We start from the raw sequence: 13,963 nt of genomic DNA, 5'->3' as shown, positions 1-13,963 counted from the left end.
TGAAAAAGGGCCTAGCATCGCTGCCAGGCCCTGTTTGCAACTGTACGATCCGGGGTCAGCATCACGCCGCCCCTTACCGCTTAGGCGTTGTCATCTTCCGCATCATCTGCGGCTTCAGAATCATCGTCAACTTCGTCCAGCGGCGCAGCGTCTTCTTCTGCGTCTTCCGCACCCGGCTCGAGGCTATCCAACTCTTCATCTTCCACCGGCTCGGCAACGCGCTGCAGACCGACGACGTTCTCGTCTTCCGCAGTGCGGATCAGCGTAACACCCTGGGTGTTACGACCTACCACGCTAACTTCCGACACGCGAGTACGCACCAGCGTACCGGCATCGGTGATCATCATGATCTGATCGGTGGTTTCCACCTGCACCGCACCGACAACCTGGCCATTACGCTCACTCACCTTGATGGAGATAACCCCTTGGGTAGCGCGCGACTTGGTCGGGTACTCGGTGACCGCGGTACGTTTACCGTAGCCATTCTGGGTCACGGTCAGGATATCGCCTTCACCGCGCGGGACGATCAGGGAAATAACCCCGTCGCCTTCGCCCAGGTTGATACCGCGAACGCCGGTGGCGGTACGGCCCATTGAACGCACCTGCGTTTCCGGGAAGCGCACCACTTTACCGTTGGCGGAGAACAACATGACTTCGTTGCTGCCGTCGGTCAGGTCAACGCCAATCAGCTCATCACCCTCATTGAGGTTGACTGCGATGATGCCGGCACTGCGCGGGCGGCTAAACTCGGTCAACGCGGTTTTCTTCACGGTACCGCTGGCGGTTGCCATAAACACGTGACGCCCTTCTTCATACTCGCGCACCGGCAGAATGGCAGTGATACGCTCATTGGCTTCCAGCGGCAGCAGGTTGACGATTGGGCGACCGCGAGCGCCACGGCTGGCTTCAGGCAGCTGATACACCTTCATCCAGTACAGGCGGCCACGGCTGGAGAAGCACAGGATCGTATCGTGGGTGTTGGCCACCAGCAGGCGATCGATAAAGTCTTCTTCTTTAATACGTGCGGCCGACTTGCCTTTACCGCCACGGCGTTGCGCTTCATAGTCGCTCAGCGGCTGATACTTCACATAGCCCTGGTGCGACAGCGTAACCACCACGTCTTCCTGGTTGATCAGGTCTTCGATATTGATATCTGACGTGTTGGCGGTGATCTCGGTGCGACGGCCGTCGTTGTACAGCTCTTTGACAGCGACCAGTTCTTCGCGGATCACTTCCATCAGACGATCCGGGTTTTCCAGAATAAAGATCAGCTCGGCGATGAAAGTCAGCAGCTCTTTATATTCGTCCAGCAGCTTTTCATGCTCCAGGCCGGTCAGTTTCTGCAAACGCAGATCCAGAATCGCCTGAGCTTGCTGCTCGGTCAGGTAATATTTGCCGTCACGGATGCCAAACTCCGGCTCCAGCCACTCGGGGCGGGCCGCGTCGTCACCGGCACGTTCCAGCATCGCACCCACATTGCCCAGATCCCAGGCTTGCGCAACCAACCCGGCTTTCGCTTCCGCAGGCGTCGGCGCACGGCGGATCAGTTCGATGATCGGGTCGATGTTGGCCAGCGCGATGGCCAAGGCTTCCAGAATGTGAGCGCGGTCGCGGGCTTTACGCAGTTCGAAGATGGTACGGCGGGTCACCACTTCACGGCGGTGACGGACAAACGCCTGCAGAATGTCTTTCAGGTTCAGCAGCTTCGGCTGGCCCTGATGCAATGCCACCATGTTGATGCCGAAGGTCACCTGCAGCTGAGTCAGCGAGTACAGATTGTTCAGTACCACTTCGCCGACCGCATCGCGTTTGATTTCAACCACGATGCGCATGCCGTCTTTGTCGGACTCGTCACGCAGCGCGCTGATGCCTTCCACGCGTTTTTCTTTTACCAGCTCGGCGATCTTCTCGATCAGACGCGCCTTGTTCACCTGATACGGGATCTCGTGAACGATGATGGTTTCGCGGCCGGTTTTGGCGTCGGTTTCCACTTCGGCGCGCGCGCGCAGGTAGATTTTACCGCGCCCGGTGCGGTAGGCCTCTTCGATGCCGCGGCGACCGTTGATGATCGCCGCCGTCGGGAAGTCTGGCCCCGGGATGTGTTCCATCAGGCCTTCGATGCTGATGTTTTCATCATCGATGTAAGCCAGGCAGCCGTTGATAACCTCAGACAGGTTATGCGGCGGAATGTTGGTGGCCATGCCGACAGCGATACCCGACGAGCCGTTGACCAGCAGGTTCGGGATCTTGGTTGGCATGACGGCCGGGATCTGCTCGGTGCCATCATAGTTAGGCACGAAGTCGACGGTTTCCTTTTCCAGATCCGCCAGCAATTCGTGAGCAATTTTGGACATGCGCACTTCGGTATAACGCATCGCCGCGGCGGAGTCGCCGTCGACGGAACCGAAGTTACCCTGACCGTCCACCAGCATATAGCGCAGTGAAAACGGCTGAGCCATACGCACGATGGTGTCGTATACCGCGCTGTCACCGTGTGGGTGGTATTTACCGATCACGTCCCCGACGACACGGGCCGATTTCTTGTATGGTTTATTCCAGTCGTTACCCAATACACTCATCGCGTACAGAACGCGGCGGTGCACCGGCTTCAGTCCATCACGAACATCTGGCAGCGCACGTCCGACAATGACGGACATCGCGTAATCCAGATACGAGTTTTTCAACTCGTCTTCGATGTTTACCGGTGTGATTTCTCTGGCAAGGTCGCTCATGGAGCTGCTATCCCTCTACTAATGATTCATCTGCCCGCTGCCATAGTGGCAAAGGTGTAAAACTATATCACAAAGCACGCTTTACGGGAAAATAACCGCCGCTGTTTCGCTGAAATTGTGCATATATGTGCGGTAAAAATGTATCGGCGCAGACGGCGCTGCGCCGATACATGTATAATCCGCGCAACGAGAACAAGGAGCCAAACACGCCCATGAATGCAGAATCATCCAACCAAACGCAAAACGTTGACCACCAGGAAATCGCCAAGTTCGAGGCAGTGGCCTCGCGCTGGTGGGATTTGGAAGGTGAATTCAAACCGTTGCACCGTATCAACCCGCTGCGGTTGAACTATATCCTGCAGCGCGCCGGCGGCATTTTTGGCAAAACGGTGCTCGACGTGGGCTGCGGCGGAGGAATTTTGGCGGAAAGCATGGCGCGCGAAGGCGCGCAGGTAACAGGTCTGGACATGGGCACGGAGCCGCTGCAAGTCGCCCGACTGCACGCGCTGGAAAGTGGCGTAAATGTCAATTATGTACAAGAAACGGTGGAGAGCCACGCGCAGGCCAACCCGCAACGGTATGACGTGGTGACCTGCATGGAAATGCTGGAACACGTTCCCGATCCGGCTTCGGTGGTGCGCGCCTGCGCTCACCTGGTGAAACCGGGCGGCCATGTGTTCTTTTCCACCATTAACCGCAACACCAAGGCCTGGCTGATGGCGGTGGTCGGGGCGGAATATATTCTTAAGATGGTGCCTCAGGGTACACATGACCATAAGAAGTTCATCCGCCCTTCTGAACTGATCGGCTGGGTCGATGGTACGCCGCTGCGCGAACAACACATGATTGGCCTGCATTACAATCCCGTCACTGACCATTTCAAACTGGGCCGCAACGTGGATGTGAACTATATGGTACATACTCAACACGAAGGATAAGCATTCCAGCCCGCGCCGGGACTGGCTCCTCCGGATCCGGCGCACGTCTCCATCCGAATAAATGCCCGATTTGCGCCCTTCGATCAAAACTGCCGTTGTAAAGGGTTTTTAAGAAAATTAAATCAGATCAATATCACGTTTTTTTCTAACGTTTAATAAAGCGGCAAACGATCACGTTTTTGCGAATCCAAGTAAATTCTTATCACGCTTATTGACAAGCTTGTCGTCCCAGTCACAGCGCGCACTCACGGCCGACAGCCAAATTTCACCCCCAAGTTATCCACAAAATAGGCCGGTTTTGTTCACTTGCAAACGCCCTGTTTTCTCACTATCTTGTTACCTCACCGACATACAACCCCTATATGTAGTGTTTACATACTGAACAGAGCGACTACACTTCTGTACAGGGGAATCATACGGACAACCACATGAACCAAAGTCTGCTTGTAACTAAACGCGATGGCCGTAAAGAGCGCATCAACCTCGACAAAATTCACCGGGTCATCGACTGGGCCGCGGAAGGTTTACATAACGTCTCGGTATCTCAAGTAGAGTTGCGTTCCCATATTCAGTTTTATGACGGCATCAAAACCGCCGATATTCATGAAACCATTATCAAAGCCGCAGCCGACCTGATTTCGCGCGACGCGCCGGACTATCAGTACCTGGCTGCACGCCTGGCCATCTTCCACCTGCGCAAAAAAGCTTATGGCCAATTCGAGCCGCCAAAGCTGCTCGCTCACGTGGCGCGCATGGTAGAAATGGGCAAGTACGATAAGCATCTGCTGGAAGACTACAGCTCTGAAGAGTTCGAGCAGATGGACTCCTTTATCGATCACTGGCGTGATATGAACTTCTCCTACGCAGCCGTTAAGCAGCTGGAAGGGAAGTATCTGGTGCAGAACCGCGTCAGCGGCGAGATCTACGAGAGCGCTCAGTTCCTGTATATCCTGGTCGCCGCGTGCCTGTTCTCCAACTATCCGCGCGAAACCCGTCTGGACTACGTTAAACGTTTTTACGACGCCATTTCCACCTTCAAGATTTCGCTGCCTACGCCAATCATGTCCGGTGTGCGCACCCCAACCCGCCAGTTCAGCTCTTGCGTGCTGATCGAGTGCGGCGACAGCCTGGATTCCATCAACGCCACCTCCAGCGCCATCGTGAAATACGTTTCGCAACGTGCCGGTATCGGTATCAATGCCGGCCGCATCCGTGCGCTGGGCAGCCCGATCCGTGGGGGTGAGGCTTTCCATACCGGCTGTATCCCGTTCTACAAACACTTCCAGACCGCGGTGAAATCCTGCTCTCAGGGCGGCGTCCGTGGCGGCGCAGCCACCTTGTTCTATCCGATGTGGCATCTGGAAGTGGAAAGCCTGTTGGTGCTGAAGAACAACCGTGGCGTTGAAGGCAACCGCGTACGACACATGGACTACGGCGTACAGTTGAACCGCCTGATGTACCAGCGCCTGATCAAGGGCGAGGACATCACCCTGTTCAGCCCATCTGACGTGCCGGGCCTGTATGACGCGTTCTTCGCCAATCAGGACGAATTCGAACGTCTGTACACCCAGTACGAAAAAGACGACAGCATCCGCCAGAAACGCGTGAAAGCGGTTGAACTGTTCTCGCTGATGATGCAGGAGCGCGCTTCTACCGGCCGTATCTACATCCAGAACGTTGACCACTGCAACACCCACAGCCCGTTTGATCCGCAGATCGCGCCAGTGCGCCAGTCCAACCTGTGCCTGGAAATCGCCCTGCCGACCAAGCCGCTGGATGACGTCAACGACGAAAACGGCGAAATCGCGCTGTGTACGCTGTCCGCCTTCAACCTGGGCGCCATCGACAGCCTCGACGATCTGGAAGAGCTGGCCACCCTGGCGGTGCGCGCGCTTGACGCCCTGCTGGACTACCAGGACTATCCGATAAAAGCCGCTTACCGTGGCGCCATGGGCCGCCGTACTCTGGGTATCGGCGTGATCAACTACGCCTACTATCTGGCGAAGAACGGCGTGCGCTACTCCGACGGCAGCGCCAACAGCCTGACTCATAAAACCTTCGAAGCCATCCAGTATTACCTGCTGAAGGCGTCGAACCGTCTTGCTCAGGAACAAGGTGCCTGCCCGTGGTTCAATGAAACCACCTATTCGCAGGGCATCTTGCCGATCGACACCTACAAGAAAGATCTGGATGTGATCTGCGACGAACCTCTGCATTACGACTGGGAAACCCTGCGTAAAGAGATCAAGGAAACCGGCCTGCGCAACTCCACCCTGTCTGCGCTGATGCCTTCGGAAACCTCGTCGCAGATTTCCAACGCCACCAACGGCATCGAGCCGCCGCGCGGCCACATCAGCATCAAAGCGTCGAAAGACGGCATTTTGCGCCAGGTGGTTCCGGAGTATGAGCGTCTGAAAAACGAGTACGAGCTGCTGTGGGAAATGCCGAACAACGACGGTTACCTGCAACTGGTCGGTCTGATGCAGAAGTTTATCGATCAATCGATCTCTGCCAACACCAACTACGACCCAAGCCGTTTCCCGGCCGGCAAGGTGCCGATGAAGCAGCTGTTGAAAGACCTGCTCACCACCTACAAGTTTGGCGTCAAGACGCTGTACTATCAGAACACCCGTGACGGTGCGGACGATGTGCAGGAAGATTTGTTGCCGGCCAAGGGCGGCGATGACGACTGCGAAAGCGGCGCCTGCAAGATCTAATGTTTGACACAGCGGGCCGGAATCAACGCCAATATCAATAAGCGCTTCCGACCCCTTATTAATCCCCTAAATAATTCGAGCGGCAAGAAGGCGGCAACAGAGCGACTCCCGATGAGCTTACTCAGGTAAGTGATTCGGGGGAGCGAAGACAGCCAACGGACTTGCAGCTCGAAATATAAAGGGGATAGCCACGTTACGATGGACTCAGGTTTATGGCTTACACCACATTTTCTCAGAAAAAAAACAACCAGTTGCTGGAGCCGATGTTCTTCGGCCAGTCGGTCAACGTCGCGCGTTTCGATCAGCAAAAACATGAAATCTTCGAAAAGCTGATTGAGAAGCAGCTGTCCTTTTTCTGGCGTCCGGAAGAAGTTGACGTGTCCCGCGACCGTATCGACTATCAGGCGCTGCCGGAACATGAAAAACACATTTTCATCAGCAACCTGAAGTATCAAACGCTGCTGGATTCCATTCAGGGCCGTAGCCCGAACGTGGCCCTGCTGCCGCTGATTTCAATCCCGGAACTGGAAACCTGGGTGGAAACCTGGTCATTCTCCGAAACCATCCACTCCCGTTCTTATACCCACATCATCCGTAACATCGTCAACGATCCGGCGCTGGTGTTTGATGACATCGTCACCAACGAAGAGATCCTCAAACGCGCGAAAGACATTTCCGGCTATTACGACGATCTGATCGAGATGACTGGCTACTACCACCTGTTGGGTGAAGGCACCCATCAGGTCAACGGCAAAACCGTCACCGTTAACCTGCGGGCGCTGAAAAAGCAGCTGTACATCTGCCTGATGAGCGTGAACGCGCTGGAAGCCATCCGCTTCTACGTCAGCTTCGCCTGTTCGTTCGCCTTTGCGGAACGCGAGCTGATGGAAGGCAACGCCAAAATCATCAAGCTTATCGCCCGTGACGAAGCGCTGCACCTGACCGGCACCCAGCACATACTGAACCTGATGCGTTCCGGCGCCGATGACCCTGAGATGGCGGAAATCGCCGTTGAATGTCAGCAGCAGTGCTACGATCTGTTCGTGCTGGCGGCCCAACAGGAAAAAGAGTGGGCGGAATACCTGTTCCGCGACGGCTCGATGATCGGCCTGAACAAAGACATTCTGTGCCAGTATGTGGAATACATCACCAACATCCGCATGCAGGCGGTTGGCCTTGGCCTGCCGTTCGAAACCCGCTCTAACCCGATCCCGTGGATCAACGCCTGGCTGGTGTCCGATAACGTTCAGGTTGCGCCGCAGGAAGTGGAAGTCAGCTCTTATCTGGTTGGTCAGATCGACTCGGAAGTGCATGCCGACGACCTGAGCGACTTCGAACTGTAAGCGATGGCATCGCCTCTCATCACACTGCGTGCCACAGGCACGCAGTTATCCTGCCCGAAAAGTGAAAGCTGCCTGCTCGACGTACTGGAACTGCACGACGTGCAGGTGGAATACCAATGCCGCTCCGGCTATTGCGGCGCCTGCCGCCTGAAATTGGTAAAAGGCGAAGTGACCTATCACCAACAACCGCTGGCGTTTATCAATGACGGCGAGATCCTGCCCTGCTGCTGCATACCGCTGACGGACATCGAGCTGGAAATCTGATTTTCAAACATAATCGTCAATCATCTGGATTTACCCTATGACTTTCGAGTTGCAGCTAGGCGGCCAGGGTGTAAATCCCCAGGAGCTTACTTAGGTAAGTGACTGGGGTGCGCACCTGCAGCCAACAACGCTGCGGCTTGAAAGGCGACGGGTATGAATACCAAAATCGTAATACATACAATGGCTAACGAGTGAAAAACATGCTTTAACTGCATGCTTGCCTCCTTGCTGTGAAGGGGCTACCATACCGGTGTCTAGGCGGTATGTGCAGCCCCATTCTGATTGATAGTCAGTTTGGGGCTTTCATCTATCCGCCTTGCCACACAATGCCCAAGACGAATAGTCTCAAGCACCCGCAGCGATTGTAACAGCCTGAACCCAACACGATAACCCCTTATAATATTATGATTAATAAGGGATATATCACCGTCATCAAGCATTCTTACTCAATAATCTCGACGATCTCCAGCCAACCGTTCTTACCGCATACCGGCCCACCGTTCAGCCAGCGCCGCAGCATGTCGAGCGCCAACATCGCCACCGATTCCTGTCGCAGACGCAAGCCATGGCGCGCCGCCCGGTAGCGTACCGTTTGGCCGATGCCGCCTTTCGGCGTGTGCAAGGCAACGCTCACCCGATCGTCACTCATCGCACTGATCGCCAGCGCCAATTGCGCCCCCGCCAGCTCTGCCAGCGAACGGGCGCGGGCCAGCGTGGTTTCCAGCGTTTCCACACAGTGCGACGGCAACAGCTCGCCGCCGGCCAGGGGTGCGCCTTCGCTCTGCAATTGCAGATTGATCAACCCGGCGCTGAACTGTTCGCTCAACGCCAGCTTCAACCCTTGTTGGGTTAACCGCTGCGCCAGCGTCGCCGGCAAGCCTATCGTGCCTTCAAAAATGGTGTTTTCACCCGCCACCTGGCGCACCCGCTCCCACGCCTGTTCCATCGCCGCACGCTGGCTCTCCGGGCCGGTCAGTTTCAGTTCAATGATTGGGCTGGAAGAGCGGTAACCGAGCACCACTTCCGGCGGCAGCGGCATGCCGTCCAGCTCGGCGGCCAGATCGCTTTCCGAGGTGCCAAAGGTGGTTAAACGCAGGCACAGCGGCGGCGCCGGCAGGGAAAAACGTTGGCGCAGGCGCGGAACGATTTGCTGCTCGACCATCACTTTGAATTCAGAAGGTACGCCGGGAGTGAAAAACATCGTGCACTTGTTCAGTTGGAGCGCAAAACCGCAGGCGGTGCCAACCGGGTTATCGAGCATTTCGGCGTTGGCCGGTATCTGCGCCTGTTTGCGGTTTGAAGCCGCCATCGGCCGGCCGCGCTCGGCAAAATAAGCCTCGATGCGCGCCATCCATTCAGCATGCTCAACCAGCTCGACACCGCAGGCGGTCGCTGCCGCCAGCGCGCTGAGATCGTCGCTGGTCGGCCCCAGCCCGCCGTTAACGATCAGAACGTCAGCGATATGACTGCGTTCCTGCAGCGTTTCGATCAGAGAGGAGAGACTGTCCCCCACCGTTTCACGGCCGCTCATCGGCATGCCCTGCCGGAACAGATAATCTGCCAGCCAGGCGGCGTTGGTATCTATAATTTGCCCATGCAGCACCTCATCGCCGGTGCTGAGCATCTCCACCCTTAACATTGATCTCTCCCTTATTTTCCAGTCATTCCACTATAGAAGCCCGTAAATAAGTTTTCACTATGCATCACAGGTTAATTTCTGCTGAAAGTATTTTTGCGGTGCCGCGCGGCCTGCATGCATGTAAACATAACTTAACACCATCCGTAACGCTTGTTTGACACGAAATAATCAATCAACTATCCTGCCGCCCTCGGAATGAGTTACCTATAATTTCCCCAAATCTTTGACGGGTAGAGAAAAAAGTGAAGAATCGCACTCTGGGCAGTGTTTTTATCGTGGCAGGCACCACCATTGGTGCCGGAATGCTGGCGATGCCACTGGCGGCGGCCGGCGTAGGCTTCGGCGTCACGCTGGCCTTGCTGGTCGGGCTGTGGCTCTTGATGTGTTACACCGCGCTGTTGCTGGTGGAGGTGTATCAGCATGAGCAGGCGGATACCGGTCTGGGCACCCTGGCGAAACGCTATCTCGGAGGTGGCGGCCAATGGCTGACCAGCTTCAGCATGATGTTCCTGATGTACGCCCTGACCGCCGCCTATATCAGCGGCGCGGGTGAACTGCTGGCAGCCAGCATCAGCCAATGGACCTCGCAGGATTTCCCCACCACGCTCGGCGTGTTGCTGTTTACCCTGGTGGCAGGCGGCGTAGTCTGCATTGGCACCCATTCTGTCGATCTGTTTAACCGCATATTGTTCAGCGCCAAAGTGGTGTTTCTGATCGTCATGCTGGGCCTGATGCTGCCGAATATTCACCGCACCAATCTGATGACGCTGCCGCTGGAACAAGGGTTGGCGCTGTCGGCCATCCCGGTCATCTTTACCTCTTTTGGCTTCCACGGTAGCGTGCCCAGCATCGTTAACTATATGGGCGGCAACATCCGCAAGCTGCGTTGGGTGTTCATCATCGGCAGCGCCATTCCGCTGGTGGCCTATATCTTCTGGCAATTGGCCACGCTCGGCGCCATCAGTTCTACCACCTTCGTCGGCATTCTGGCGCAACAAGCGGGGCTGAATGGCCTGTTGCAGGCGGTACGCGACGTGGTGGCGTCACCGCACGTAGAGTTGGCGGTACATCTGTTTGCCGATCTGGCGCTGGCCACTTCGTTCCTCGGCGTAGCACTCGGGCTGTTCGATTTCCTGGCCGATTTATTCAAACGTCAGAATAACGTGCGCGGCCGTCTGCAAACCGGGGCCATCACTTTCCTGCCGCCGCTGGCGTTTGCTCTGTTCTATCCACGCGGCTTTGTATTGGCGCTGGGATTCGCCGCCATTGCGTTGGCGGTGCTGGCACTGTTGCTGCCGTCATTGCTGGTATGGAAGACGCGCCAACGGCATCAGGCGCAATACCGCGTCTGGGGCGGCACGCCGGCGTTGGCGCTGGTGTTTGTCTGCGGGATTACGGTGATTGCCATTCAACTGGGCATCGCCAGCGGTATCTTGCCGGCGGTGGGATAATCGAGCGCTCGGTAAAGTAAAGGGGCCGATTGGCCTAATGCTGGTCAGTTAGCGTTTTTCTGCAGGTGTGGGTGACGTTTTCGGTCGATAAAGGTGAGATGCAACATGAGGCCCACGCGCCTCGACCGAGCAAGGGACCCAGGGCGGGGTCCCTTGCAACCCACGCCTTTGCCCTATCAGACGGTTGGCTGCGCCAACGTCCCTCCCTCCGTCACGTCGCATCACGGCCGGCTACGACAGGCGTCCCTGCCTGTCTCGCCTGAAACCGCCGTCCATGGCGGTTTCGCCTATGCGCCGCGCCTGCGTTCGGCGTCTTCAAGGGCGGCCAACACCCTGCTCATCTCACTATTTTCACTGCCTTTCATCACGCAATATCACACGGAAGGGATAAGTTGCTCGGTGGCTGCTGGCCCACCCGACAACGCAGGTGCAGCGAGGACAAAGGGCCGAGGCCCAAGATGGACCGAGTGATTACCGCACAGCGTACAGAAATTGGATAAAAAAAATGCCAATCGGGCTTAACCGATCGGCATTCGGCCTGCTGGGCCCCCTTATTGTTTGGATCAGAAGCTCAGACCTACACCTACATACGGGCCATCGGCCAAGGTGTTGTCACGACGCCCATCCTTTCCTTCCATTTTCATGTAGCGGTAACCTACATCCACACTCAGCGGACGGAAAATATTCCAACGCAGGCCGCCGCTGGCCTCGTTATACGCCTTCACACCGCTGGTCAGCGAATCCGGTGCAAAATAGCCCTCGCCATGCAGGCTGAAGTAACGGCTGATAGCCCAGTCCAGGCCACCGCCCAATGCCAATGCGCCGCCGTTATCGCCGTCTTTCGGGCTCAGATACAGTGCCTTGCCGCCCACAGTAGCGGTCAACGGCCCAAGCGGCAGGCCGAAATTCAGCCCCAGGCTGCCGACGTTGCCGTCATGATCGCTGCGCGCCCAGTTGCCCGACAACCCCAGTCCGGTGCTGCCGGTGTCTTGGCCGAAGCCGAGGTTGGTGTAATGCTGCCCGGCCTCGCCCGACAGACTGATAGCGCTCGCCGTACCGGCCACAAACAGCATACTCGCTGCACACGCGACCAAAGTTTTTTTCATCATGTTTCCCTCTCGTTTTTCATCCGTTCAGAATGATCTGAACCAACCGGTAATAATACGCCCCCGAGTTTATACCAAAGTACAACGAGTCTTTTAGGGATAACGGCTGAAAAATTCTTCTGATATCAGATAATTGTAAAGTTTTGCAAGTAAAAGGCCAATTCACGCTGACGACGTCAACGATAACTCAGACCTATTTGCCGTCGCCGCCGAATAGATCTACAAATAGCAGTGGCATTAATCAAAATCCGGAGAGAACCCCAGCAAAACTATCATGATGAACGCTTAAGCCACCCGAGTCTTAACTCAATGGCAATACGATAAGGAGCAAGTGATGAGCAAGAAAGGATTGACCACCGCAGCCGGTGCCCCGGTTGTCGATAACAATAATGTGATCACCGCAGGAAAACGCGGGCCGATGCTGCTGCAAGACGTCTGGTTTCTGGAAAAACTGGCCCACTTCGACCGCGAAGTGATCCCCGAACGCCGCATGCACGCCAAAGGCTCCGGCGCCTACGGCACTTTCACCGTCACCCATGATATTACCCAATACACCCGCGCAAAAATCTTCGCTGAAATCGGCAAGCAAACCGACATGTTCATCCGCTTTTCCACCGTAGCCGGTGAACGCGGCGCGGCAGACGCCGAACGCGACATTCGCGGTTTTGCCATGAAGTTTTACACCGAGGAAGGCAACTGGGATCTGGTAGGCAACGACACGCCGGTGTTCTATCTGCGCGATCCGCTGAAGTTCCCCGATCTTAACCACGTGGTAAAACGCGATCCGCACACCAACCTGCGCAACCCGGTGTACAAATGGGATTTCTTCTCCCATCTGCCTGAGTCCTTGCACCAATTGACCATCGATTTCAGCGATCGCGGCATCCCGAAGTCCTATCGCCACATGCACGGCTTCGGCAGCCACACCTTCAGCTTTATCAATGCCGATAACGAGCGTTTCTGGGTGAAATTCCACTTCCGCTGCGAACAGGGCATTGAAAACCTGATGGATGACGAAGCGGAAGCGATTATCGCCAAGGATCGCGAAAGCTCGCAGCGCGACCTGTTCGACGCGATCAAGCGCGGTGATTTCCCCCGCTGGAAGCTGCAAATCCAAATCATGCCTGAACACGAAGCCTCGCAGACGCCCTACAACCCGTTCGACCTGACCAAGGTATGGCCGCATGGCGACTACCCGCTGATCGACGTCGGCTTCTTCGAACTGAACCGCAACCCAGACAACTATTTCTCAGAAGTCGAACAGGTGGCGATGAACCCGGCCAACGTGGTGCCGGGCGTCAGCTTCTCGCCGGACAAAATGCTGCAGGGGCGCCTGTTCTCTTACGGGGATGCGCACCGTTACCGCCTGGGCGTTAACCATCACCAAATCCCGGTTAACGGCGCCAAATGCCCGTTCCACAACTATCACCGCGACGGCGCGATGCGCGTGGACGGTAACAGCGGCAACGGAGCGACCTATGAACCGAACAGCTTCGGCCTGTTCCAGGAACAGCCGGACTTCAGCGAACCGCCGTTAAGCCTCGAAGGCGCGGCCGATCACTGGAATCACCGAGAGGATAAGGATTATTTCAGCCAGCCGCGCGCGCTGTTCAACCTGCTGAGCGCCGAAGAACACCAGCGCATGTTCACCCGTATCGCCGGCGAGCTGTCGCAGGTGCCGGAACAGATCCAGCGCCGTCAGGTCGATCTGTTTACCCAGGTGCACCCGGATTACGGCGCCGGTGTCGCCAAAGCGCTGGGGCTGAAGTAAGC

General features: G+C 56.4%; 9 protein-coding genes. 6 read left to right on the top strand and 3 right to left on the bottom strand.

Translation table 11 applies throughout. From position 1 onward, the window contains the following. Positions 1-80: 80 nt before the first annotated feature. A complete protein-coding gene (gene gyrA / locus JK621_RS24025) occupies positions 81-2,732 on the bottom strand; it encodes a DNA topoisomerase (ATP-hydrolyzing) subunit A (protein WP_212557943.1) in 2,652 nt (883 codons plus the stop codon). A 212-nt stretch (positions 2,733-2,944) separates the two neighbouring features. Between gyrA and ubiG the strand changes: the two genes are divergently transcribed. The 4 genes from ubiG to yfaE all read left to right on the top strand — a co-directional run bounded on the left by ubiG (position 2,945) and on the right by yfaE (position 7,994). Beyond that, positions 2,945-3,670 (top strand): bifunctional 2-polyprenyl-6-hydroxyphenol methylase/3-demethylubiquinol 3-O-methyltransferase UbiG, encoded by a 726-nt coding sequence (gene ubiG, locus JK621_RS24020; protein ID WP_212557942.1) that lies wholly within the window; start codon positions 2,945-2,947, stop codon positions 3,668-3,670. Positions 3,671-4,098: 428 nt separating this feature from the next. Continuing rightward, positions 4,099-6,387 carry a class 1a ribonucleoside-diphosphate reductase subunit alpha gene (gene nrdA, locus JK621_RS24015; protein WP_212557941.1) on the top strand — a complete coding sequence of 763 codons (2,289 nt, stop codon included), beginning with the start codon at positions 4,099-4,101 and terminating at the stop codon, positions 6,385-6,387. Between the two features lie 212 nt (positions 6,388-6,599). Continuing rightward, on the top strand, positions 6,600-7,730 hold the full coding sequence (gene nrdB / locus JK621_RS24010; RefSeq protein ID WP_006317935.1) for a class Ia ribonucleoside-diphosphate reductase subunit beta: 1,131 nt from the start codon (positions 6,600-6,602) through the stop codon (positions 7,728-7,730). A 3-nt stretch (positions 7,731-7,733) separates the two neighbouring features. Beyond that, positions 7,734-7,994 (top strand): class I ribonucleotide reductase maintenance protein YfaE, encoded by a 261-nt coding sequence (yfaE, locus tag JK621_RS24005; protein ID WP_212557940.1) that lies wholly within the window; start codon positions 7,734-7,736, stop codon positions 7,992-7,994. A 442-nt stretch (positions 7,995-8,436) separates the two neighbouring features. On the opposite strand, the gene JK621_RS24000 is transcribed toward yfaE, so the two are convergent. Further along, on the bottom strand, positions 8,437-9,633 hold the full coding sequence (locus JK621_RS24000; protein ID WP_212557939.1) for a nicotinamide mononucleotide deamidase-related protein YfaY: 1,197 nt from the start codon (positions 9,631-9,633) through the stop codon (positions 8,437-8,439). 242 nt (positions 9,634-9,875) lie between these two features. Here JK621_RS24000 and tyrP point away from each other — a divergent pair, with 242 nt between their 5' ends. Further along, the gene (gene tyrP, locus JK621_RS23995) at positions 9,876-11,084 is read left to right on the top strand and encodes a tyrosine transporter TyrP (RefSeq protein WP_212557938.1); all 1,209 of its coding nucleotides are present in this window, start codon (positions 9,876-9,878) and stop codon (positions 11,082-11,084) included. Positions 11,085-11,647: 563 nt separating this feature from the next. On the opposite strand, the gene JK621_RS23990 is transcribed toward tyrP, so the two are convergent. Beyond that, positions 11,648-12,190, bottom strand: coding sequence for a YfaZ family outer membrane protein (locus JK621_RS23990; RefSeq protein WP_212560282.1), 543 nt, complete (start codon positions 12,188-12,190; stop codon positions 11,648-11,650). A gap of 334 nt (positions 12,191-12,524) precedes the next feature. On the opposite strand from JK621_RS23990, the gene katA reads away from it, so the two are divergent. Then, positions 12,525-13,961 (top strand): catalase KatA, encoded by a 1,437-nt coding sequence (gene katA / locus JK621_RS23985; RefSeq protein WP_212557937.1) that lies wholly within the window; start codon positions 12,525-12,527, stop codon positions 13,959-13,961. Positions 13,962-13,963: the final 2 nt, after the last annotated feature.

Origin of the sequence: Serratia plymuthica (genome assembly GCF_018336935.1) — a bacterium.
GTDB classification, from domain to species: domain Bacteria; phylum Pseudomonadota; class Gammaproteobacteria; order Enterobacterales; family Enterobacteriaceae; genus Serratia; species Serratia plymuthica_B.
The sequence above is the reverse complement of the archived record's forward strand: the minus strand, read 5'-3'. Positions and strand labels throughout refer to the sequence as shown.